A 21,094-nucleotide genomic window follows, 5' to 3' on the forward strand; every position below is an offset into this window, starting at 1 on the left:
GATAATGACAGTAATCGGCAATCGCAAAACTCTTGCACATGACGGCGAATTTCGCCTGTCGGAAGCAAGCGCACGCGATTATTTCGAGCTTCTGAAGCCACGCGTGATGTCGCTTGTGGTCTTCACCGCATTCGCGGGTCTGGTCGTGGCGCCAGGCCACATCAACCCGGTCATCGGCCTGATTGCCATTCTCTGCATCGCGGTCGGAGCAGGCGCCTCGGGCGCGCTCAACATGTGGTACGATGCCGATATCGATGCCATCATGACGCGGACCGCCAAGCGTCCGATCCCGGCTGGCAATATCATGCCCAACGAGGCGCTCGCCTTCGGCCTGGTTCTTTCCTGTTTCTCGGTCACCATCCTCGGGCTCGCCGTCAATTGGCTCGCAGCCTCGATCCTGGCCTTCACGATCTTCTTCTACGCCGTCGTCTATACGATGTGGCTGAAGCGCTCGACGCCGCAGAACATCGTCATCGGCGGTGCCGCCGGCGCCTTTCCTCCGATGATCGGCTGGGCCTGCGTGACAGGTACGGTGACGATCGAGAGCGTCGTTCTGTTCATGATCATCTTCCTGTGGACGCCGGCGCACTTCTGGGCGCTCGCTCTCTTCAAGATGGGCGATTACGAGGCCGTCGGCGTTCCGATGCTGCCGAACGTATCGGGTGAGCGCACGACGAAGCACCAGATCGTTCTTTATGCGGTGCTGACGGCGATCTGTGGCGTTCTGCCTTCCGCCCTTGGTTTCGCAAGCATCGGCTATGGTCTCGTTGCCGCGGCCCTTGGCGCGATCTTCGTCTACTGTTCCATCGCCGTCTGGCGGATGCCCGACGGCGATGAGAAGATGGTTCCGGCCAAGAAGCTCTTTGCCTATTCGATCTTCTATCTGTTCGCTGTCTTCTCCGCCCTGATGTTCGATCGGCTCGCTGCCGTGCTGGTATCGCATACGGGAGGTCTGCTTTGATAGATACGGTGAAGCTCACGGACGCGCAGCGTAAATCGCGGCGCAACCGAAACGTTGCTCTTGGTCTGGTTCTCGCCGGGCTGGTGATCCTTTTCTACGCAATTACGATCGTCAAGTTCACGTCGGGGCACATGTGAGATGAGCGGGATGCCGAGCACACCTGAAAAGCCGCGCAACAATGGCGCCGTGGTTTTCATGTGCCTGTCCTTTGTCGTCGGCATGGGTGCTGCGAGCTATGCCGCCGTGCCGCTCTATCGAATGTTCTGTCAGCTCACCGGCTATAACGGCACGACGCAGCGCGTCGAACAGGCATCGACAGTCGTTCTCGACCGCAAGATGCGCGTCACCTTCGACGCCAATGTCGCGCCCGGTCTCGAATGGGAGTTCAAGCCGGTCGAACGCGAGGTCAATCCGCGCATCGGCGAGACCATCCAGGTGAATTTCGTCGCGGTGAACAAGTCGAACGAGCCGCAGCGCGGCCAGGCTGTGTTCAATGTGACGCCTGGCGAAGCCGGCGCCTATTTCAACAAGGTGCAGTGCTTCTGCTTCAACGAGACCGTGCTGAAGCCGGGCGAGAAGCTCGAGATGCCGGTCGTGTTCTACATTGATCCAGATATTACCAAGGCCGTTGAATCGAAGGACATTCACACGGTTACCTTGTCCTATACCTTCTACCCGAAGGAAGGCCCGAAGCCGGTGGCCTTGAACGAGGGTGGTGCGGGAAAGCTTGAAAAGAAACTTTGATTGAGGGTTCGTTTCCGGCTAAGCCGGAGCGGAGAGGAAGAGATCCGGGGATAGCTTACATGGCTGATGCTCATCAGAAAAATCACGATTACCACATCATCGATCCAAGCCCGTGGCCGTTGCTGGCCTCGATCGGCGCCTTCATCATGGCGTTCGGCGGTGTTGGCTTCATGCGCTACATCAATGGGGGATCGCTGCACATCTTCGGCATCGAATGGGCGCATCCGTGGCTGTTCTTCATCGGCCTGGCACTCGTTCTCTACGTCATGTACGGCTGGTGGGCGGATACCGTAAAGGAAGCGCACGAAGGGGCTCATACCCGCGTCGTGTCGCTGCATCTGCGCTACGGCATGATCATGTTCATCGCTTCGGAAGTGATGTTCTTCGTTGCCTGGTTCTGGGCCTATTTCGACGCAAGCCTCTATCCGCATGAGGCGATCCAGGCGTCGCGTCTCGCCTTCACCGGCGGTCAGTGGCCGCCGAAGGGCATCGAGGTTCTCGACCCGTGGCATCTGCCGATCTACAACACCGTCATCCTGCTCCTGTCGGGCACGACGGTCACCTGGGCGCACCACGCGCTGCTGCACAACGATCGCAAGGGCCTCGTTCAGGGACTGACCCTGACTGTGTTGCTGGGTGTCCTGTTCTCGAGCGTTCAGGCTTACGAATATGCGCACGCCCCGTTCGCGTTCAAGAACTCGATCTACGGCGCAACCTTCTTCATGGCGACAGGCTTCCACGGCTTCCACGTCCTGGTCGGAACGATCTTCCTGGTCGTCTGCCTCATTCGTGCGCTGCGTGGCGATTTCACCCCGAAGCAGCACTTCGGCTTTGAGGCGGCTGCCTGGTATTGGCACTTCGTTGACGTCGTCTGGCTGTTCCTGTTCTTCAGCATCTACGTCTGGGGCGGCTGGGGTGCGCCGCTCGCCGCGGGCTGAGCGAACGTCGGATAAGAATGAAAAAGGCGGGTGCTGTGGCGCCCGCCTTTTTTGTTTCCGTCAGCGCAGTCCGGCGAGCTGTTCGAAAGCGGATGGCTGGGCAATGCCGAGATCGAGCTGGTGGCGAATGGCTTCGGCGCACTCCGCGGGCGTCAGCACCCCCGTATCGAGTTCCATGTCGTAGATGCCGGGGATATGCACTTCTTTCTGCCACAGCCGGACCTGTTGCGGGATCGCGTCCGTTTCGCCGCCTCTGACATAGAGTGTCTCGCGACCGGGCTCGACGATCTCGCGGCGCTTCATGATGACTTCGATCGGACATCTGACGCCGACGAAAAGCACAGGCAGCCCCTCCAGGCGCCGCGCGCAATCGGCAAGAATGCCAAGCGGCTGAGAGTAGCTGTCATGATGGCCGAGATCGGCGACGATGTTGAGGCCGAGCCCGGCATGGATGGCGATCGACTCGTAGAGCGCGGCATAGAAAAACGGCACCATCTCCTCGAGATCCGGGCGTTCCCCGCCCGGCCGCAGCCCGATCCCGGGCAGGTAGCGCTCCGGTGTCATCCCGTTATAGGCATCGACGCCGAGGTTCATCCAGGGGCCGTCGAAATGCTCCTGGATCGCCTTGGCGATCGACGATTTTCCACTGCGCGGGGCACCGTTCAGGATCACGATCTGTCCAGCCGAGCTGTCGTATGTCATCAGTTTTCTTCTTCTGTTTGGCGCGAATCGCTGGGGCGAAAGAGCGCAGGGATTTCCCTTCGTTCTGCGAATACTTTATGGGTGAGTTAAGGCGGGGCTCCGGTTGGCCACAGGCAATTCGAAGGATAGCATGAACGAGGACAGCGCGCATTTCCCACCGGTCGATCCGGTGAAGACAGGCATCAGGGGATGCTGCCCTCGCTGCGGCCAGGGAAAGCTCTTCAACGGCCTGCTGGCGCTGAAACCGCGCTGCGCGGCCTGTGGCCTCGACTACGATTTCGCCGATGCCGGCGATGGCCCTGCGGTGTTCGTCATTCTGATCGTCGGCTTCATCGTCATCGGCTCGGTGCTTTGGCTCGACGTCAATTATGCGCCGCCGATCTGGCTGCACATCCTGCTGTTCGGTCCGCTCACCATTGTTCTCTCCCTGCTGGCCCTGCGCTGGTGCAAGGGTATCCTGATCGCGATGCAGTATCGCCATAACGCCAGCGAGGGGCGACTTTCCCGTGACTGAATTTCATGTTTCGGCGCCACGCCGACAGCGGTCGGTGCTGACAGGCATCGCGGTGCTTGTCGCGCTCGCCATCCTGCTTACGCTCGGCACCTGGCAGGTCGAACGGCTCCAGTGGAAGGAGAAGCTGCTGGCCGATATCACCGAGCGTCGGGAGGCGCCGCCGGCGTCGCTTGCCGATGTCGAGGCGATCGCGGCAAAGGGCGAAGATGTCGATTATCGCCACATCACCGTCAGCGGCGAATACGTCAACAGCAAGGAGCGGCACTTCTTCGCCACCTGGCGTGGCCAGACGGGCTTCTACGTCTACACCCCGCTTCAGTTGGCCGATGGCCGCTATCTCTTCGTCAACCGGGGTTTCGTTCCTTACGACAACAAGGAACCGGAAATGCGCATGCAGGGGCAGCTCACCGATCGGCAAACGGTGACCGGTCTTGCTCGCGCGAAACTGCCGGGCAAGCCGTCTTGGGTGGTGCCTGACAATGATGTCGCCAAGAACATCTTCTACTGGAAGGACCTCGACGTGATGGCGTCGAGCGTCGAGCTCGACGGGAAACAGGTTGTTCCCTTCTTCGTCGACGCGGACGATACCCCCAATCCGAAAGGGATGCCGATCGGCGGCGTTACGGATGTCGACCTGCCGAACAATCACCTGCAATATGCCTTCACATGGTACGGGCTTGCGGCAACGCTTGTGATCATCGTTCTGGTCGCTCGCTTCCGCAAGCGAGGTCCGGCGCAATAGTATCGCTTCAATTCCTGCCTATATTGGGCTAGACAGCGCTATCCCTACGAACCGGAACAGACATGAATATTGCGGCGAAACCTCCCTTGACGATCAGGCTCTGCGGACCGCGCGGCTTTTGCGCCGGCGTCGACCGCGCCATCCAGATCGTCGTGCTGGCGCTGAAATCCTACGGTGCGCCTGTTTATGTCCGCCACGAGATTGTCCATAACAGGTATGTCGTGGAAGGCCTGGAAGCCAAGGGCGCCGTCTTCGTCGAAGAGCTCGACGAGATCCCTGAAGAGCATCGCGCCCAGCCGGTCGTCTTCTCCGCCCACGGGGTGCCGAAATCCGTTCCGGAAGATGCAAGCACCCGCAATCTCTTCTATCTCGATGCCACATGCCCGCTGGTCTCCAAGGTGCACAAGCAGGCGATGCGCCACAACAAGCTCGGCCGTCATGTCGTCCTGATCGGTCACGCCGGCCACCCGGAAGTGATCGGCACGATGGGCCAGCTGCCGGAAGGGTCGGTATCCCTGATCGAAACGATCGAGGACGCCGACGCCTACGAGCCCGCCGATCCCGACAATCTGGGTTTCGTGACGCAGACGACGCTCTCGGTGGATGACACGGCCGGCGTGATCACGCGCCTGCATGAGCGCTTCCCCAACCTGACGGCGCCTGCCGCCGACTCGATCTGCTACGCCACGACCAACCGCCAGGAAGTGGTCAAGCAGGCAGCACCCGGCTGCGATCTCTTCATCATCGTCGGTGCTCCGAACTCGTCGAACTCCAAACGGCTGGTCGAGGTGGCGCTGCGGGCAGGGGCGAGGAAGTCGCTCCTGGTGCAACGCGCCTCGGAGCTCGATTGGGATGATATCGGCCCGATCTCGACGCTTGGCCTGTCTGCCGGCGCGTCGGCGCCCGAGGTTATCGTCAACGAGATCATCGAAGCCTTCCGTGCGCGCTTCGACGCCAGGGTCGAACTCGCCGAGACAGTTCAGGAAAACGAGCATTTCCTCGTCAACCGGGAACTGCGCAACATCGAGCTGACGCATGAGGACATGGCGTGGGTGAATGGATAAGGCGCATCCCGTGATACGGGCGTAATCGTCGAGGGGACGATTACGGCGCCAGTAACCGCTCCGGCCGGGCGGCATCATAACGGATCAAACATTTTTCGCGGGACATAAATTGGCAGTTTACACCGATATTTCAGAAGACGATTTGAAGTGGTTCCTGACGGAGTACGAGGCAGGCACGCTGCTGTCCTACAAGGGCATCGCGGAAGGCGTCGAGAACTCCAACTTCCTGCTGCATACCAGCAAGGATCCGTTGATCCTCACCCTCTACGAGAAGCGCGTCGAGAAGAACGATTTGCCGTTCTTCCTCGGCTTGATGCAGCATTTGGCTGCCGGCGGCCTGTCCTGCCCGCTGCCGCTGCCGCGCAAGGACGGGGCACTGCTCGGCACGCTTTCCGATCGTCCGGCAGCTTTGATCTCCTTCCTGGAAGGCATGTGGCTGCGCAAGCCCGAAGCAAAGCACTGCCGCGAGGTCGGCAAGGCGCTGGCAAAGATGCACGTCGCCGGTGAAGGCTTCGAACTGAAGCGCCCCAACGCCCTGTCGGTCGACGGCTGGAAGGTGCTTTGGGAGAAGTCGGAGGCGCGCGCAGACGAAGTCGAGAAGGGGCTGCAGAACGAGATCCGCGGCGAACTCGATTTCCTCGCCGGCCACTGGCCGAAGGACCTGCCATCCGGTGTCATCCACGCCGATCTCTTCCCCGATAACGTCTTCTTCCTCGGCGATGATCTCTCGGGCCTGATCGATTTCTATTTCGCCTGCAACGACCTCCTGGCCTACGACGTCTCGATCATCCTGAACGCCTGGTGCTTCGAGAAGGACGGCGCCTACAACATCACCAAGGGCATGGCGATGCTGGAGGGCTACCAGAGCGTCCGGCCGCTGAGCGACGCCGAACTGGCAGCGCTGCCGATCCTGTCGCGTGGCTCGGCGCTGCGGTTCTTCCTGACCCGGCTCTATGACTGGCTGACGACGCCGGAGGGCGCGATGGTCACCAAGAAGGATCCGCTCGAATATCTGCGCAAGCTGCGCTTCCACCGGCAGATCGCCAACGCCGTCGAATACGGGCTCTCGGCATGAAGCACGTCGATATCTACACTGACGGGGCCTGCTCCGGAAATCCCGGCCCCGGCGGCTGGGGCGCGGTGCTGCGCTACGGCGACGTCGAGAAGGATCTTTGCGGCGGCGAGGCGGATACCACCAACAACCGCATGGAGCTGCTGGCCGCCATCTCGGCGCTGACGGCGCTAAAGAGCGCCTGTGAAGTCGATCTCCACACAGACAGCAAATACGTCATGGACGGCATCTCCAAGTGGATCTTCGGCTGGAAAAAGAACGGCTGGAAAACCGCCGACAAGAAGCCGGTGAAGAACGGCGAACTCTGGCAGGCGCTTGATGTCGCCAACCAGCGCCACAAGGTCACATGGCACTGGGTCAAGGGCCACGCCGGCCATCCTGAAAACGAGCGCGCCGACGAGCTTGCCCGCAAGGGCATGGAGCCGTTCAAGAAGCGGTAGAGGCGGCTCAACCCGCGTAAAAACAGCCACATGAGGCGCTTGCCTGAATCAATCCGGCAAGCGCTTGAATCAACGCTCGAGGAGGGCTGCGGTGCGTGTCATCTCGCTGAACGCCTGGGGCGGAAAGCTCTATGAGCCGCTGATCCGCTATCTTCGCGATGCCGATCCCGACGTCCTCTGCCTGCAGGAAGTGACCCGCTCGGTCGGCGTCGCCTCGGACTGGCTGGAGTATCGTGACGGAAGCCACATCCTGCCGCAGCGTGCCAATCTCTTCGACGAGATCAAGACAATCCTTCGCGATCACGACGCCTTCTTCGCACCAACGGCACGCGGCACGCTCTTCGACGGCAAGAAGCTGGTCTCGTCCGAATTCGGGCTCGCGACCTTCGTGCGCAACAGCTATCCGGTTATCGGTCGTGCGATGGATTTCGTGCACGGCGACTTCTCCAGTGATGGCTACGGTGAGCATCCGCGCCCGCGCAATGCCGATTGCATCAGGCTCTTCGACTACGCCAGTAACAGGCCCATCACCATCGCCCAACTGCATGGCCTGCGCGACCTCGCCGGCAAGGGCGACACGCCGGCCCGCCGCGCCCAGGCGCAATCTCTGGTCTCGCTGATCAGCCGCATCTGGCGTACCGGCGAACGGCTCGTCGTTTGCGGCGATCTCAATTTACTGCCCGATAGCGCGACCTTCACGACGCTGGCCGAACTCGGCCTCACCGATCTGGTCACCTCCCGAGTCCATACAGACACCCGGACCTCGCACTACACCAAGGAGGGCCGCTACGCCGATTACATGCTGGTGACGCCCGATGTTGATGTGGCGACCTTCGACCCGGTGGCGCAGCCCGAGGTTTCCGATCACCGCGCGCTGCTGTTGGAGATCGAATAGGGCATCACTGCCCGGCAACGGCGAGATAGGCCGAGATCGTCGCGATCGACAGCACCGTCGAGGCAAGCACGACGCGCCCCGTCAGGCTCGCTTCCCGGCCATAAAATTCCGCCAGCATGAAAGGCCCGGTGCCAGTCGGCAGCGCTGCAAGCAGGACGGCGGTGTGCACGGCAACCGGTGGCAGCTTGAGTAGCGGACCGGCGATGATCCAGGTCACGGCAGGTTGCGCGATCAACTTTAGCCCGACGAGGATGCCTGTCGTCGCCGCCCGTTCGGTGGCAGCCCCGGCCTTCGACCCTGCCAGGAACAGGCCGAGCGCGATCAATGCGCAGGGCGAAGCCGCGCCACCGAGAAGCTTCAGGAAGGAATGCATCGGCGCCGGCAACGGCACGCCGGAGAGCATGAACAGCGCGCCGATAATAGGCGCGATCAGCAGCGGGTTTTTGGCCAGTGAGAAGAAGGTCTTCGTCGCGATATCGCGCCGCCGCGTCTCCGATTGCAGGCCGCCTTCGATCAGCACGATCGCGACCGCGAAGAGCACGCAGACCGTCAGGATCGTCGAGATCAGCGTCGGCGCCATGCCGGAATCTCCGACCAGCGACAGCACCAGTGGAAAACCGACGAAGCCGGTGTTGGCGTAGCTGGCATTGAGGCTGTCGATCGCCGCATCGGCAAGCTGCCGTCCCTTGGCCATCCGCCACCACAGCGTCGCGCCGAAGATGATGGCGCAGCCCGATGTAAACGCCAGGATGAAGCCGGGCTGCCAGATCTGCGCGACCTTGGCATTGGCCATGATGTCGAAGAGCAGGGCAGGCAGCGCCAGATAGACCACCAGCCGGTTCACCTCCCGCGTTGCGTTCGGGCCGAGCGCGCCTGATTTCCGCGCAATCCATCCGGTCAGTATCAAGGCGAAGATTGGCAGGACGATCAGGAGATTGGTCAGCATCGGAGAACTCGAGTTGCAAAGACCATTGTCTAGCGCCTGACATCAAGATAATCCAATGTCGGTTTGATGGCTGATCGATGCATCTGAGGTATTGAATGGATACGCGCCACATGCGCTATTTCGTGGCCCTTGCCGAGACCCTGCACTTCGGCCACGCGGCTGCGCGCATGAACATGAGCCAGCCGCCCTTCAGTCGCCAGATCGCCGCGATCGAGCGGACCCTGGGTGCCCGGCTGTTCGAACGCAACTCCCGCAACGTCGCGCTGACGGCGGCGGGCAAGCATTTCCTCGGAGAGTGCCGCGCCGTGCTCGCTCATTTCGACGCCGCCTGCCGCGACGTGCAGCTGGTGGCATCAGGCGCAAAGGGCGAACTGAAGCTCGGCTTCATGATGAACGCCGCCTACAGCGTCGTGCCGTCCCTGGTGCGAGTCTATTCCGAGACACGGCCCGAAGTGCGCCTCGTGCTCGAAGAGAGAATCCCGACCGATATCGAGGAGATGCTGATCGAGGGCCGCCTCGACGCCGCCGTCACCTTCGGCGGCAGTCCAGCGCCACACCTGCGCACCGCGCTTCTCGCCCGCGACCGCCTGCGCCTGATCGTGCCCGACCATCATCCCCTGGCGCGGGTCGACGAAGCCGAGCCGAAGCATCTGGAAGGCGAACGACTGATCGCCGCGCCCGCAAGCGTCACGCCCACGCTGCGCGATGCCATCAGAAACTACTGCGTGGCCGCAGGCGTCGTCCCGCATTTCGCGCTCGAACCGCGCCTGCAGCACACCATCATCCGGCTCGTCGCAGAAGGCCTCGGTATCGCGCTGATCCCGCAATCACTGTGTACGGATCTTGCCGAGGGGCTGGTATCCAGACCGATCGCAAACGCCCCGGAGTTCGACATCGTGCTTTGCGCCTCCGCCACTTCGAACAATCCCGCTGTTCCACAGCTGTTTGAGGTCGCGAAGTCGCTCCGCGAGGGTGCGTGATCGCCGGAAGAGACCATTCATGCCCCCGGCGCTTTGCCAAACTCGGAGGTATTTGCTATCTCGGTAGATGGAAACAGCGAGATAGGCCGGGTTTCCGAATGAATCCGGCAACCGCTTGCATGCATGCCGCGCCCTTTTCCGAAAATCCTATCGGCGGAAATCAGACAAAATCGTGTGGCAAAGCTTGCTGCTGGACCACCGGAAACCAAGGAAAACCATGACTGCTTCGATCGATTTTGACTGTCAGGCCTGCGGTGCCTGCTGCTCGTTTTCGTCGAGCTGGCCGAGGTTCTCCACCGAGACCGACGAGGAACTGGACGAGATTCCGCCGCACTTCGTTTCCGATGACCAGCAGGGTATGCGCTGCCACGGCGACCGCTGCGTCGCCCTGCACGGCCGCGTCGGCGTTAACACCTCATGTTCGATCTACGAGATCCGTCCGGACGTCTGCCGCGCCTGCATGCCCGGAGACGGCGCCTGTCTCGAGGCCCGCGCCGCCTATGGGTTCGGCTAACGCCGCCGCCGCGCCAGAAGCGGCCATTGCAGTGATCCGTCCGAAAGGCTATGCGTTCTGACTGACCTGCAGACGGAGAACCGAAATTATTAAAGTGATGGTATTGCTGCACAGTGCCGTTGGCACAGATTGGCAGTCACCCCCTCAAGGAACGAGCCTGAAGACTCTCAGCGAAGCTGAAGAGCAAGGTTTCATCCTTATCCGAGGGGAATTCCAGAAACGGCAATTCCGCCTTACGGAAACCGGTCTGGAACATGTCGAGCGCGATCGGCGACGTCTGCAAGCTCGCAAGCACTAACTGGTCATACCGCAGTAACGTCTATCTTGCGCGATTGCGGTCATTTGATCTTGGCAATATGAGACGCTTTTCGAGATACGGTCGGGGAAAATCCAACGGCTTCGTAGAACATCGCGGCTTGTCGTGTGTCTGTGAACAGTCGTACGCACGCGAACGAAATCCGGGCGACGCCGAGGAGGTGTCCGACCATGGCAGACGCAATGCCCTGCCGACGTGCTATCTTGAGAACATACAAGTGGCGCAGACGGCCTACGGCGCTATCTCCGGCGTAGGGATCAATGTTAAGCCCGCAGATGGCTACCAGGCTTTCGTTTTGAAAGGCTCCGATCAATGCTTCCCCCGGCGCGTCAAATCGGTTGGCCGCTGATTGCCATTCGATCGTGAGCTTGTCGATGAAGCGGAAGCCGTCTCTCGCTGCCTCAGTTCGAAGCGCCTCGATGTCGCACGGCAAGTCCCCAAGGTGCTTAATTTCCGTAGCAGCGAGCATACCGGCCTCGTAATTTTGGATAAGTTATCACGCCTCTCGGTAAGGGGTCGCCGAGATGACTGCAATGGGCCGATAGCCGACATCGCGCCAACCGCTTCGCGCCAGAAGCGGAATGTAGAGCCATACGTGCCGCGACCCCGAAGAGCCGCGGCAGGCAATCAGGCGACGTCTTGCAGTTGGGCTTCCCCGTCGTGAAGGAAGCAGGCCTTATTGAAAAGGCCGAGATCGACGAAGTTCGGAAGGCGGATGTCGCGGATATCGGGAAGTCGTTTGCTAGATGGATCAAACGACCGGTCGATCTGCGAGATGAAACCTAGAACAACGCCCGTCCGTTGTGCGAAGTCGCCAAGCGTTTGAACCTGCTCGGAAAGAGCGGGTTTGCTGCGGTTCTGGTCGAGTACCTGGAGATAGTCGATGACCGCGACTGTTCCCGGCTCCGATACCGACAGATGGCTTATGATGTAGTCCGCGCTGATCTCATCGGACGTGACAATTCGCACCCTGTCGGCAACGCCGTCGGTATCGCCCTCCAGCGCTCGAAGATGCTTCCTTGCCTGTTGCTCCGTGAATTCCAGGCTGAACAAGAAGGCCGTGCGGCCAGCGCGGGCCGCGTCGATCAGAAGCTGAAGCCCGAGGGTGGTCTTGCCGTGGCCGGGACGCCCGGCGAGCAACAGCAGGTCGCCATTGCCAAGGCGAGACAGGAGCGTTTGGGAAAGCGGCCCGGAAGACATCCGGGACGACAACAGGCTCCATCTCGCAAACCCCTCGTCGCGGGCGATCTGGTCCAATGCTTGGTTGAGCGGAACCTTGTCATTCCGTGCCATCAGCTTGGCGCGGCGCTTGAGCTGAAATATCGGTGCAGAGAGTTTCATCGTAGACCTCCATTGCGAGCCGAAACGCAACCCCTCCTCATGCGATGCTCGAACAGATGGTTCGATGATCTGGCGTCACCCTGCATGTGCGATGCTGTCCCGAAAGGAGGGGGGAGGCTTGGGTCGAGCCTGTGGCCGAAACCTAGCGAGTTGCGCGATTCGCGACAAGACTGGCCCACGCACAAGGCCGAAAGCGATCCCGGTGCGAGGCAGCGGGTGATTTCTGGCCCCAGACGTGTAAGCTAAACGACAATCCAAGCTCACGGAGAACGCGCCTATGCCCCGTTTTCTTGCCGTCTACACGATCAAGCCAGAAGCCGTCCTAGCTTTTCGAGAACTGCCGAAAGTCGAGCAGGATGCAATCGATTCTGTCGGCGTCGCGCAGTGGGCAGCCTGGGAAGAAAGAAACGCCGCGTTCATCCTCGATCGTGGCGGCATGGTCGGAAAAACCACCCGTATAACCAAGGATGGGATCGCCAAGGCCGTGAACCCGTTCTGCGGCTATCTGGTGGTCGAGGCGGAAAACGCCGATGCCGCCGCACGGATGTTCGAGGACCACCCGCACATCACCGTGTTTCCCGGTGACGGTGTCGATATCATGCCCTTCGTGACCTGATTGCCCGGGGAAGCGTTCGCGCCGGATGCGGTCATTCCAAGGACCGGCCAAGCATCATCTAATCTGCAAATAGCAGGGGCGGCTGTACCACGACAGCCGCCCCCATTGCGTTACGTCCTCTCCAGACCGGAAAGAACCCCGACTGGATCAAGCCGCCTTCGCCACATCCCCATGCGGGTCGAGCACGAACTTCGTCGCGGCGCCATGGTCGAAGCTCTCGTAGCCCTGCACCGCCTCTTCGAGCGGAATGACCTTGGCGTTGACGATGTCGGCGATTGGCAGCCGGTCGTGCAGGATTGCCTGCATGAGCTGGCGGTTGTACTTCAGAACAGGCGTCTGGCCGGTATGGAACGACTGCGCCTTCGCCCAGCCGAGGCCGAAGCGGAGCGACAGGTTGCCGTTCTTGGCGGCATTGTCGACGGCGCCGGGATCCTCGGTCACGTAGAGGCCTGGAATGCCGATCGAGCCCGCCGCGCGGGTGATTTCCATCATCTGGTTCAGAACGATCGCCGGCTGCTCGCCGCCCGAATGGCCGCGCGCCTCGAAGCCGACGGCGTCGATGGCGCTGTCCACTTCGTTCGTGCCGGTCACCTGCGCGATCATGTCGCCGAGGCGGTCGCTCTTCGACAGGTCGATCGGCTCGAAGCCGACCCTGGCGGCATGGGCGAGGCGATCCTTGTTGAAGTCGCCGATCATCACGACGGCGGCGCCGAGGATGCGGGCGGAAGCAGCCGCCGCAAGCCCGACCGGGCCGGCACCGGCGACATACACCGTCGACCCGACTCCGACGCCGGCACGCACCGCGCCGTGGAAACCTGTCGGCAGGATGTCGGAGAGCATGGTCAGATCACGGATCTTTTCCATGGCGCGATCGCGATCCGGAAATTTCAGCAGGTTGAAGTCGGCATAGGGAATGGTCACGTAGCGGGCCTGCCCGCCGATCCAGCCGCCCATGTCGACATAGCCGTAGGCGCCGCCGGCGCGCGACGGATTGACGGTGAGGCAGACGCCGGTGTCCTGCGACTTGCAGCAGCGGCAGCGGCCGCAGGCGACGTTGAACGGCACCGAAACGATATCGCCGACGGCGAGCATCTCGACGTCGATGCCCTTCTCGATCACCTCGCCGGTGATCTCATGGCCGAGGACGAGGCCGGGCATGGCGGTGGTGCGGCCGCGCACCATGTGCTGGTCCGATCCGCAGATGTTGGTGGAGATCACTTTCAGGATGACGCCGTGCTCGATCCTGCGGCCATCGGGCGCCTCAAGTTTCGGATCGTCGATGTCGTGGATTTCGACCTTGCCAGGCCGCATGTAGACGACGCCTCGGTTCTTGCTCATTTCCATCTCCTCCGTTGAAAATGCATATTGCACGCAGGGCTCCTCTTTCCCGCGCGCTTGATATCGACAGATTAGACGAGAATGTAGGACGCGCCGTTCCGTTTACGACGGTTTGCGGCGTCGAATTGGTCGCGTCCTGCATGCGAGCTTTCGCCGAGGCCGTCCACCCAAGGCCATTCACCCAAGGCCATTCACATGGGGATGCAGTCAAAACGGCACAGCCTTGTCCCTTGCCCCTGCGATGTTTCTCCTTATGCTCGGCGGAAAACGGATCCGGGAGGTCACCACATGATCCTGCACTGCGTGCTGATGCGGCTGAAGGCAGCCATGACGGGGGATGAAAAGCAGTCCCTGTTCGACGCGATCGTCGGATTGAAACAGCTGATACCAGGCATCCTCGATATCAAGCATGGTCCGAACGTCTCGCCGGAGGGACTGCATGCCGGCTACGTCGATGGTTTTGCCGTGACCTTCGAGAGCGCGGATGCACGCGACGCCTATCTCGTGCACCCTGATCATGTCGCTGTCGGCGAGCGCATCGTCTCGTCGACGGACGGTGGACTGGGCGGTCTGATCGTCTTCGACCTACAGGTCTAGTAGGACATCAAGGGCTCAGCTCGATTTCCGCATCGCCGCGGCGATCTGATCGACGTTGAAGCGAAACATCTTTTCATAGGTAGGGGCGGGACCTTTCGCATCCGAGAGCGATTCGACGTAGAGCTCGCCGCCGGGCTCGGCGCCGGTTGCCTTCGCGACCTGGCGGACGAGGCGCGGATCGTTCGAGTTTTCGAAGAAGTAGGTTTTGACCCGCTCATGCTTGATCTGTTCGATCAGCTTGGCGACCTCGGCAGCGGAGGCCTCGCTTTCCGTCGATATCCCGATCGGCGCCATGAAGCTCACCCCATACTCGCGGCCGAAGTAGCCGAATGCATCATGGCTCGTCAGCACCTTGCGGCGATCCTCAGGTATCTTGTCGAAGGCCGATCGCGCGTAGGCATCGAGCGCATCGAGCTTCTCTCCGTAGGCCTTGGCGTTGCTCTCGAAGGCAGTCGCGTCGGCCGGGTCGGCTGATGCAAGCGCCTTCGCGATGTTGGCGACCCAGACCTTGACGTTGACGGGGCTGTTCCAGATGTGCGGATCGGTGATCGTCTTCCCATCCTCCTCCATGGTCCGCAGCGTGACGCCATCGGAGGCGACCACCGGCTTGCCCTGGTAGCCGGATGCACTGATCAGCCTGTCCATCCAGCCTTCGAGGCCTTCGCCGCTGACGAAGACGACACTCGCTTCCTTCAGGTTTCTGGCATTGGCCGGCGATGGCTCGAACTCATGGGGGTCGCCGTTCGGGCCGACGAGGCTGGTGACATGCACATGGTCGCCGCCCACCTGTTTGACGACATCAGCGAGAACGGTGAAGGAGGCAACGACCTTCAGCGTCTCGGCCGAGGCGGGCAGCGTGGCCGCCATCGTCGATGCGCAAAGCGTGATGGATAGGAGCAGTCGTTTCGAGATCATCTGGGTCTCCTTTGAAGTCAGCCCTTAAGGTGAGGGCGGGGGAAATAGCGCCGGAGAAGTCCGGCGGGGGCAAAAACGATGGAAAGGCCGTAGAGGAGGGCGGCGGTCATGATGATCGTCGGCCCGGAAGCGAGCTCGAAGTGATAGGACGCAACGAGGCCGAGGTAGCCCGACGCCACGGCGCTTGTGCCGGCAACGATCATCATCGACGGCAGGCTTCGGCACCAGAGCTGCGCAATGGCAGCCGGCAGCATCATCAGGCCGACAGCCATCAGCGTGCCGAGCGCCTGGAAGCTTGCAACCAGCGTCAGCACCACCAGCAGCAGGAAGAGGAAATGATAGAGCGGCCCGCGACCGCCGACCGCCCGTAGAAAGCCGGGGTCGAAGCATTCCACGACGAGAGGGCGATAGATGACGGCGAGCGTCAGCAACGTCACGGTCGTGATCGCCCCGATCTGATGCAGCGCAGGAGCATCGATGGCGAGGATCGTCCCGAAGAGCACATGCAGCAGGTCGATGCTGGACCCTCGAAGCGAGACGATGAGCACGCCGAGCGCCAGCGACGCGAGGTAGAAGCTCGCAAAGCTCGCATCCTCCTGCAGCACGGTGGCGCGACTGACGGCGCCCGAAAGCAGCGCGACAGTAAGGCCCGCGACAAGCCCGCCGAGCCCCATGGCCGTCAGCGACAGCGACCCGGCAACCATGTAGCCGATCGCAGCACCCGGCAGGATCGCATGGCTCATGGCGTCGCCGACGAGGCTCATCCGGCGCAGCACCAGCAGCACGCCGATCGGCCCCGATCCCATGCCGAGGCAGAGGCAGGCGACGAGCGCGCGTCGCATGAAGCCGTAATCGGCAAACGGCGCGATGAAGAGATCGTAGGCGCTCATGCGGCGGGCGCGCAGATAGCCGCGTCCTCTTCCCAGCGCTCTGCCATGGCCCGGGCCTTCATAAGGTTATCAGGCCTCATGACCTCAGGTGTCGCGCCCCAGTCGACGATCTCGCGGGCAAGCAGAAGCGTATGCGGGAAATGCGACCGGACCTGCTCGAAGTCATGCAGCACGGCGATAACAGTTCGCCCCTCAACGCCCCATCGCGTGACGATGTCGAGGAGGTCGCGTGTGGTGCGGGCGTCGATCGCGGTGAAAGGTTCGTCGAGCAGAATGACCTTCGCATCCTGCAGCAGCAGTCGCGCAAACAGCGCCCGCTGTGCCTGGCCGGCCGAAAGCGAGCCTATGCTCCGCCCTTCAAAGCCGTCCAGCCCGACGGCGGCCAGGGCATCGAGGGCTTTCATTCGCTGCGCCCGGCCGATCCGGCCAAACGCGCCGGCCTCTCGCCAGACGCCGAGCAGCACGGTTTCGAGAACGGAAATGGGGAAGCGTCGATTGATATCGGCGGCTTGCGGCAGATAGCCGAAGTCCGTCGGCGCCAGCCCGTGTTCGACCCGGCCGGACACCGGTCGAAGGTCGCCGATGATCGCCTTCAGCAATGTCGACTTGCCGGCGCCGTTTGGGCCGGCAATGGCCGTGAGGCTGCCAGACGCAAATGTTCCGGATACATGGTGGACGGCGGGATGCCGGTTATAGGCGACGGTGAGGTCGCGGAGGCGGATCACGTCGCTCATGGCAGCCGCACGGCCCAGGCGATCAATCCCCAGAGAGCGAGAGAGGCGACCGCCGCAGCGAATAGCCTCAACAGCGCGGATTGCGCGAGCACTCCCGGGCCAGTGGTCCTTGTCTCGTGCTTCATCGCGCATCCTCATAACGTAATAACGTAACGTGTTATGTTATAACAAATGAGGCCAAATCAAGGCAGTTCTGGTGCTCGTGTGTGCAAAACAAAAAAGCGGCCGGGAGGGCCGCTTTCGAAACTCGAATGCAATGAAGGGCTCAGAGCTGCTCGATCATCGTCGCGGCGCTGGAAACCGTCGCCTGGCCCGGGTTCTCTTCGACGTTCAGCGACTTCACGACGCCGTCTTCCACCAGCATCGAGTAGCGCTTCGAGCGGATGCCGAGGCTGCCGCCGGAAAGGTCGGCATCCAGGCCGAGAGCCTTGGTGAAGGCGGCATTCCAGTCCGCCAGGAAGTGGATCTTGCCGAGCCCGCCGGAGGACTGCGCCCAGGCGCCCATAACGTGCCAGTCGTTGACGGCGACGACGGCGATATCGTCGACACCCTTGCCGAGAATAGTGTCGCGGTTCTCCAGATAGCCCGGAAGGTGGTTGAGCGAGCAGGTCGGCGTGAATGCGCCGGGCACCGCAAAGAGCACGACGCGCTTGCCCTTGAACAGCGCATCCGTCGTGGTCTCGACCGGACCGTCGGCGGTCTTTTCCTTGAATGTGGCTGATGGCAACGTGTCGCCGATAGCGATCGTCATGAAATTCTCCTCATGCTCGTTGGAAAGCGGCTCCGGCCGCAGGTGAGGCGACTATAGGACGCGGCTATTCAAAGGCAAGCGGGCTTTCCATCGCACGCGTCCCGTCTATGACGAGAACGTTCCACACCTTTCCGTGAATGTCGTAGTTGCGTGGCAACTTGCCGATTGCAAGCGTTGCCTTGGCGGTGTTGCCGGTGCGCGTCGCCGCGATCTGCTTCGTGAACGCGTAGCCGCTCGGGCCGGCAATGACGACCTGGGGGGGCGTCTCGCCGGATTGTGGCAGGCTCATCTCCAGCGTCAGGCTCGTGCCGTCGGCCGAAAGTGTATGCCCGGTGATTGCAAAGTCGGCGGACGGCGCTTGCGGCAGCCGCTTCTCGGCTTCGGCAAGAATGGCTTCTTCCTCGGGCCGCGTCTGCGCGGCCGGCGAGAGCTTCAGCGTCAGGTCAGCCTGAAAAGGGATGCAGATCTCCTTGCAGATGCCGATGAAGGCCATGGCATGAATCTCGCCCGCCGCCCCGGTCGACTTCAGCGTCAGGGGGAAGGTGACCGACGCGTCGTAGGCAATCTCGTCGACTTTTGCGTCCACGATATGCTTGGGGACCGGATAGCGAATCTCCTGAAGCGTCACGCTGCTGCCGGGCGCGATCGTAATTTGAGGAGGGATCCCGTTTTTGCCGGGTTCACGCCAATAGGTGATCCAGCCGGATCGCGGTTCGACCTGCAAGCCGGCGCGTATTTCGCCCATTGCGTCGGGCGGCAGGGCGACAAGGCGCATGCGTCCGCCCTCATTATCGGCCCATGCGCTCATTTCCGCTGACGCAGAGGTAAGAGACAGACAAAAGCCGAGGGCGGTGAGGATGATGTGTGAAGCGCGGATCGAGATGAGCATGGAGGAAACATCTACGGGAAATTGTGGCAATCGGTCCAGAACGCTCTTTCAATTAAATTCTCATTTTCAGTTGATTGATACCGGACATTGGCCCATGTTGATGATGTTGAGGCCTTATAATCGGCCCGGCAGCAGGAGCAAAGATGTCCTTATCCACGCTGAAAAACAGACGTGAACGTGGCTTCTTCGACGGCCAGTTCCTTATTGCCATGCCGGGGATGGCTGACAGTAACTTTTCCCGAACGGTGATATACATTTGCGCCCATTCCGATGCCGGCGCGATGGGCTTCATTATCAACCGATCGCAGGAACTGACGTTCACCGACGTCCTGCTGCATCTCGACATCATCAAGGACGATGATGCGATCGTGTTGCCGCCGAACGCCCGGGATCTGCAAATCCAGACCGGTGGGCCGGTCGAGAGCGGTCGCGGCTTTGTCCTCCATTCGGACGACTATCTGTGCGATTCCAGTATTCCGGTCAGCGACGACATCTCCATGACCGCGACGCTTGATATCATTCGCGCCATCTCGAATGGAAATGGACCGAAGCGCGCCACCATGATGCTCGGATATGCCGGATGGGGCGCCGGCCAGCTCGAAGCGGAAATTGCAAACAACGGCTGGCTGAATTGCGCGGCGAACGAAGAGTTGATCTTCGATGCAAGCCTCGACGACAAATATGAGCGCGCGCTCGCCGGCATGGGGATCAGCGCTGCGATGCTTTCGGCAGAAGCCGGCCACGCATAATCACGGAACGATTGCCGCGCGGCGACGTTTCCTTCGGGCAATCGGGCACAATGGTCCGACCAACAAAGGAAACAGCGATGGGAAGCACCACCGACAAGATTTCGGGCAAGACCAACGAGATTGCCGGCAAGGCCAAACAGGCGGTCGGCAAGGCAACGGGCAAGGATTCCATGCGCGCCGAAGGCGCTGCGCAGGAAGCCAAAGGCAAGGCCCAGGTCGCGACAGGCACTGTCAAGGAAAAGCTGAAGAACGCTGTCGATCGCCTGTGATCACGATTGTGATCGCAAGCTTTGCCGAACTGTTCGGAGCCCGTCGTCCGCGACGGGCTCTTTTTGACGCGAAAGTCGCGGAGGATTGCGGGCAATGAGGTTTTTCGCATGCGGCAACTGCAATCAGCTCGTTCATTTCGATAACACGCAATGTGTGAATTGCGGGCACCGGTTGGGATTTCTGCCGGATGATCTCGCCATGCACGCGCTGCAGCCATCCGGGGAGGGCGGGTGGCAGTCCTCGGCGCGCCCGCAGGCGGCGTTGCGCTTCTGCGCCAATGCTGGCCTCGATATCTGCAACTGGCTGATACCGGCTGACCGACAGGGCGAACTTTGCGAAGCCTGCAGCCACAATCGCTTGGTTCCGAACACCACAAACCCTGACGGCGTCGATCGCTGGCGGCGGATCGGTCAGGCGCAGCGCCATCTCTTCTATTCCCTGCTGCGGCTAAAGCTGCCCCATCCCGATCGCATTGAGGATCCCGTGGGCGGGTTGGTCTTCGACTTTCTAGAGGATACCGTCCAGCCCGACGGCAACGTCGAACCGGCGATGACCGGTCACGAGGAGGGGCTTATCGCCATCCGCGCGGCCGAGGCCGATGATGCCACGCGCGAGAAGGCGCGGGTCGAGATGAACGAGCCGTATCGGACGCTGCTCGGCCATTTCCGCCACGAGGTCGGGCATTTCGTCTGGAACAAGCTCGTGCGCGACCGGAATGCCTTCGAGGGGTTCCGCGCCGTCTTCGGCGATGAGCGTCAGGACTACGCCGCTGCCCTTCAGGCGCATTATGCGAACGGCGCCCCGGCGGCCTGGCAGGACAGCTTCATCAGCGCCTATGCCGCGTCCCATCCGTGGGAGGACTTTGCCGAGTGCTTCGCCCACTATCTCCACATCGTCGACACGTTGGAAACCGCGCGTTCCTTCGGTATCGAAGTCGACCCGCGTGGGCATGAGGAAATGGCGGCGGAAGTGGACTTCGATCCATATAGAGCAGCTGGCGCCGAGCAGTTGGTGACCGCCTGGATCCCGATGAGCGTTGCGATCAACGCCATTCAGCGGAGCATGGGGCAGCCGGATTCCTATCCGTTCATCCTGTCCGCCCCGGTCGTTGCAAAGCTCGAATATGTGCACCAGCTGATCCGAGGCGCCTCGACGCCTCGGCAACAGATGGCCTGA

29 protein-coding genes are annotated in these 21,094 nt (G+C 61.5%); 18 read left to right on the forward strand and 11 right to left on the reverse strand.

Annotation, left to right across the window (positions count from 1 at the left end; translation table 11 throughout):
- The first annotated feature begins 4 nt into the window (after positions 1–4).
- From ASE04_RS25835 to ASE04_RS25850, 4 genes are read left to right on the forward strand one after another with little or no spacing between them, the layout of a single operon-like run.
- Positions 5–961, forward strand: a complete 957-nt coding sequence (locus ASE04_RS25835) for a heme o synthase (protein ID WP_056824806.1) — start codon at positions 5–7, stop codon at positions 959–961.
- Positions 958–1,098, forward strand: coding sequence for a hypothetical protein (locus ASE04_RS30845; protein ID WP_056824809.1), 141 nt, complete (start codon positions 958–960; stop codon positions 1,096–1,098). The genes ASE04_RS25835 and ASE04_RS30845 overlap by 4 nt, the downstream gene beginning before the upstream one ends.
- A gap of 1 nt (position 1,099) precedes the next feature.
- Positions 1,100–1,705: a cytochrome c oxidase assembly protein gene (locus ASE04_RS25845; RefSeq protein ID WP_056824813.1), complete on the forward strand. Its 606-nt coding sequence runs from the start codon at positions 1,100–1,102 to the stop codon at positions 1,703–1,705.
- A gap of 59 nt (positions 1,706–1,764) precedes the next feature.
- The gene (locus tag ASE04_RS25850) at positions 1,765–2,643 is read left to right on the forward strand and encodes a cytochrome c oxidase subunit 3 (protein WP_056824816.1); all 879 of its coding nucleotides are present in this window, start codon (positions 1,765–1,767) and stop codon (positions 2,641–2,643) included.
- Positions 2,644–2,703: 60 nt separating this feature from the next.
- Here ASE04_RS25850 and ASE04_RS25855 read toward each other — a convergent pair whose 3' ends face one another.
- Complete coding sequence (locus ASE04_RS25855) at positions 2,704–3,345, reverse strand: chloramphenicol phosphotransferase CPT family protein (protein ID WP_056824818.1); 642 nt, start codon at positions 3,343–3,345, stop codon at positions 2,704–2,706.
- A 130-nt stretch (positions 3,346–3,475) separates the two neighbouring features.
- Between ASE04_RS25855 and ASE04_RS25860 the strand changes: the two genes are divergently transcribed.
- The 6 genes from ASE04_RS25860 to ASE04_RS25885 all read left to right on the forward strand — a co-directional run bounded on the left by ASE04_RS25860 (position 3,476) and on the right by ASE04_RS25885 (position 8,072).
- A complete protein-coding gene (locus ASE04_RS25860) occupies positions 3,476–3,859 on the forward strand; it encodes a DUF983 domain-containing protein (RefSeq protein WP_056824822.1) in 384 nt (127 codons plus the stop codon).
- Positions 3,852–4,601, forward strand: coding sequence for an SURF1 family protein (locus tag ASE04_RS25865; RefSeq protein ID WP_056824826.1), 750 nt, complete (start codon positions 3,852–3,854; stop codon positions 4,599–4,601). Before ASE04_RS25860 ends, ASE04_RS25865 begins: the two co-directional genes overlap by 8 nt.
- A gap of 62 nt (positions 4,602–4,663) precedes the next feature.
- Complete coding sequence (gene ispH, locus ASE04_RS25870; RefSeq protein ID WP_056824829.1) at positions 4,664–5,665, forward strand: 4-hydroxy-3-methylbut-2-enyl diphosphate reductase; 1,002 nt, start codon at positions 4,664–4,666, stop codon at positions 5,663–5,665.
- 109 nt (positions 5,666–5,774) lie between these two features.
- Positions 5,775–6,740, forward strand: coding sequence for a homoserine kinase (locus ASE04_RS25875; protein ID WP_056824832.1), 966 nt, complete (start codon positions 5,775–5,777; stop codon positions 6,738–6,740).
- A complete protein-coding gene (rnhA, locus tag ASE04_RS25880; RefSeq protein WP_056824835.1) occupies positions 6,737–7,177 on the forward strand; it encodes a ribonuclease HI in 441 nt (146 codons plus the stop codon). The genes ASE04_RS25875 and rnhA overlap by 4 nt, the downstream gene beginning before the upstream one ends.
- 91 nt (positions 7,178–7,268) lie before the next feature.
- Positions 7,269–8,072 carry an endonuclease/exonuclease/phosphatase family protein gene (locus ASE04_RS25885; protein ID WP_056824836.1) on the forward strand — a complete coding sequence of 268 codons (804 nt, stop codon included), beginning with the start codon at positions 7,269–7,271 and terminating at the stop codon, positions 8,070–8,072.
- A 4-nt stretch (positions 8,073–8,076) separates the two neighbouring features.
- Here the strand turns inward: ASE04_RS25885 and ASE04_RS25890 are convergent, their stop codons facing one another.
- Entirely contained in the window at positions 8,077–9,018 is a 942-nt protein-coding gene (locus ASE04_RS25890; protein WP_056824839.1) for an AEC family transporter, read from the reverse strand.
- A 95-nt stretch (positions 9,019–9,113) separates the two neighbouring features.
- On the opposite strand from ASE04_RS25890, the gene ASE04_RS25895 reads away from it, so the two are divergent.
- From ASE04_RS25895 to ASE04_RS31795, 3 genes are all read left to right on the forward strand, one after another.
- A complete protein-coding gene (locus tag ASE04_RS25895; protein WP_056824842.1) occupies positions 9,114–9,998 on the forward strand; it encodes a LysR family transcriptional regulator in 885 nt (294 codons plus the stop codon).
- Between the two features lie 217 nt (positions 9,999–10,215).
- Positions 10,216–10,512 carry a YkgJ family cysteine cluster protein gene (locus ASE04_RS25900; protein ID WP_056824845.1) on the forward strand — a complete coding sequence of 99 codons (297 nt, stop codon included), beginning with the start codon at positions 10,216–10,218 and terminating at the stop codon, positions 10,510–10,512.
- A 97-nt stretch (positions 10,513–10,609) separates the two neighbouring features.
- Entirely contained in the window at positions 10,610–10,810 is a 201-nt protein-coding gene (locus tag ASE04_RS31795) for a hypothetical protein (RefSeq protein ID WP_082597483.1), read from the forward strand.
- A gap of 40 nt (positions 10,811–10,850) precedes the next feature.
- On the opposite strand, the gene ASE04_RS25905 is transcribed toward ASE04_RS31795, so the two are convergent.
- Both ASE04_RS25905 and ASE04_RS25910 read right to left on the reverse strand, forming a co-directional pair.
- Positions 10,851–11,297 (reverse strand): GNAT family N-acetyltransferase, encoded by a 447-nt coding sequence (locus ASE04_RS25905; protein ID WP_056824848.1) that lies wholly within the window; start codon positions 11,295–11,297, stop codon positions 10,851–10,853.
- 158 nt (positions 11,298–11,455) lie between these two features.
- Positions 11,456–12,169, reverse strand: coding sequence for a DNA helicase (locus tag ASE04_RS25910; RefSeq protein ID WP_056824851.1), 714 nt, complete (start codon positions 12,167–12,169; stop codon positions 11,456–11,458).
- Between the two features lie 277 nt (positions 12,170–12,446).
- Here ASE04_RS25910 and ASE04_RS25915 point away from each other — a divergent pair, with 277 nt between their 5' ends.
- Positions 12,447–12,785: a hypothetical protein gene (locus tag ASE04_RS25915; protein ID WP_056824854.1), complete on the forward strand. Its 339-nt coding sequence runs from the start codon at positions 12,447–12,449 to the stop codon at positions 12,783–12,785.
- Positions 12,786–12,932: 147 nt separating this feature from the next.
- Here ASE04_RS25915 and fdhA read toward each other — a convergent pair whose 3' ends face one another.
- Positions 12,933–14,123: a formaldehyde dehydrogenase, glutathione-independent gene (gene fdhA, locus ASE04_RS25920; RefSeq protein ID WP_056825771.1), complete on the reverse strand. Its 1,191-nt coding sequence runs from the start codon at positions 14,121–14,123 to the stop codon at positions 12,933–12,935.
- Positions 14,124–14,411: 288 nt separating this feature from the next.
- Here fdhA and ASE04_RS25925 point away from each other — a divergent pair, with 288 nt between their 5' ends.
- The gene (locus tag ASE04_RS25925; RefSeq protein ID WP_056824858.1) at positions 14,412–14,720 is read left to right on the forward strand and encodes a Dabb family protein; all 309 of its coding nucleotides are present in this window, start codon (positions 14,412–14,414) and stop codon (positions 14,718–14,720) included.
- Positions 14,721–14,735: 15 nt separating this feature from the next.
- Here ASE04_RS25925 and ASE04_RS25930 read toward each other — a convergent pair whose 3' ends face one another.
- From ASE04_RS25930 to ASE04_RS25950, 6 genes are all read right to left on the reverse strand, one after another.
- On the reverse strand, positions 14,736–15,635 hold the full coding sequence (locus ASE04_RS25930; protein WP_056824860.1) for a metal ABC transporter substrate-binding protein: 900 nt from the start codon (positions 15,633–15,635) through the stop codon (positions 14,736–14,738).
- Between the two features lie 17 nt (positions 15,636–15,652).
- Positions 15,653–16,525 carry a metal ABC transporter permease gene (locus ASE04_RS25935; RefSeq protein ID WP_056824863.1) on the reverse strand — a complete coding sequence of 291 codons (873 nt, stop codon included), beginning with the start codon at positions 16,523–16,525 and terminating at the stop codon, positions 15,653–15,655.
- Positions 16,522–17,259, reverse strand: a complete 738-nt coding sequence (locus ASE04_RS25940; RefSeq protein ID WP_056824865.1) for a metal ABC transporter ATP-binding protein — start codon at positions 17,257–17,259, stop codon at positions 16,522–16,524. The genes ASE04_RS25935 and ASE04_RS25940 overlap by 4 nt, the downstream gene beginning before the upstream one ends.
- Entirely contained in the window at positions 17,256–17,384 is a 129-nt protein-coding gene (locus ASE04_RS31965; RefSeq protein WP_274533903.1) for a hypothetical protein, read from the reverse strand. Before ASE04_RS31965 ends, ASE04_RS25940 begins: the two co-directional genes overlap by 4 nt.
- A 140-nt stretch (positions 17,385–17,524) precedes the next feature.
- On the reverse strand, positions 17,525–18,010 hold the full coding sequence (locus ASE04_RS25945) for a peroxiredoxin (protein ID WP_056824867.1): 486 nt from the start codon (positions 18,008–18,010) through the stop codon (positions 17,525–17,527).
- Positions 18,011–18,074: 64 nt separating this feature from the next.
- Positions 18,075–18,899 (reverse strand): protein-disulfide reductase DsbD domain-containing protein, encoded by an 825-nt coding sequence (locus ASE04_RS25950; protein WP_082597484.1) that lies wholly within the window; start codon positions 18,897–18,899, stop codon positions 18,075–18,077.
- A gap of 143 nt (positions 18,900–19,042) precedes the next feature.
- On the opposite strand from ASE04_RS25950, the gene ASE04_RS25955 reads away from it, so the two are divergent.
- The 3 genes from ASE04_RS25955 (at position 19,043) to ASE04_RS25965 (ending at position 21,094) form a co-directional block, all read left to right on the forward strand.
- The gene (locus ASE04_RS25955) at positions 19,043–19,648 is read left to right on the forward strand and encodes a YqgE/AlgH family protein (RefSeq protein WP_056824870.1); all 606 of its coding nucleotides are present in this window, start codon (positions 19,043–19,045) and stop codon (positions 19,646–19,648) included.
- A gap of 77 nt (positions 19,649–19,725) precedes the next feature.
- Positions 19,726–19,917 (forward strand): CsbD family protein, encoded by a 192-nt coding sequence (locus ASE04_RS25960; protein ID WP_056824873.1) that lies wholly within the window; start codon positions 19,726–19,728, stop codon positions 19,915–19,917.
- A gap of 94 nt (positions 19,918–20,011) precedes the next feature.
- Entirely contained in the window at positions 20,012–21,094 is a 1,083-nt protein-coding gene (locus ASE04_RS25965; protein ID WP_056824877.1) for a zinc-binding metallopeptidase family protein, read from the forward strand.

Source organism: Rhizobium sp. Root708 (assembly GCF_001429725.1).
Lineage (GTDB): Bacteria > Pseudomonadota > Alphaproteobacteria > Rhizobiales > Rhizobiaceae > Rhizobium.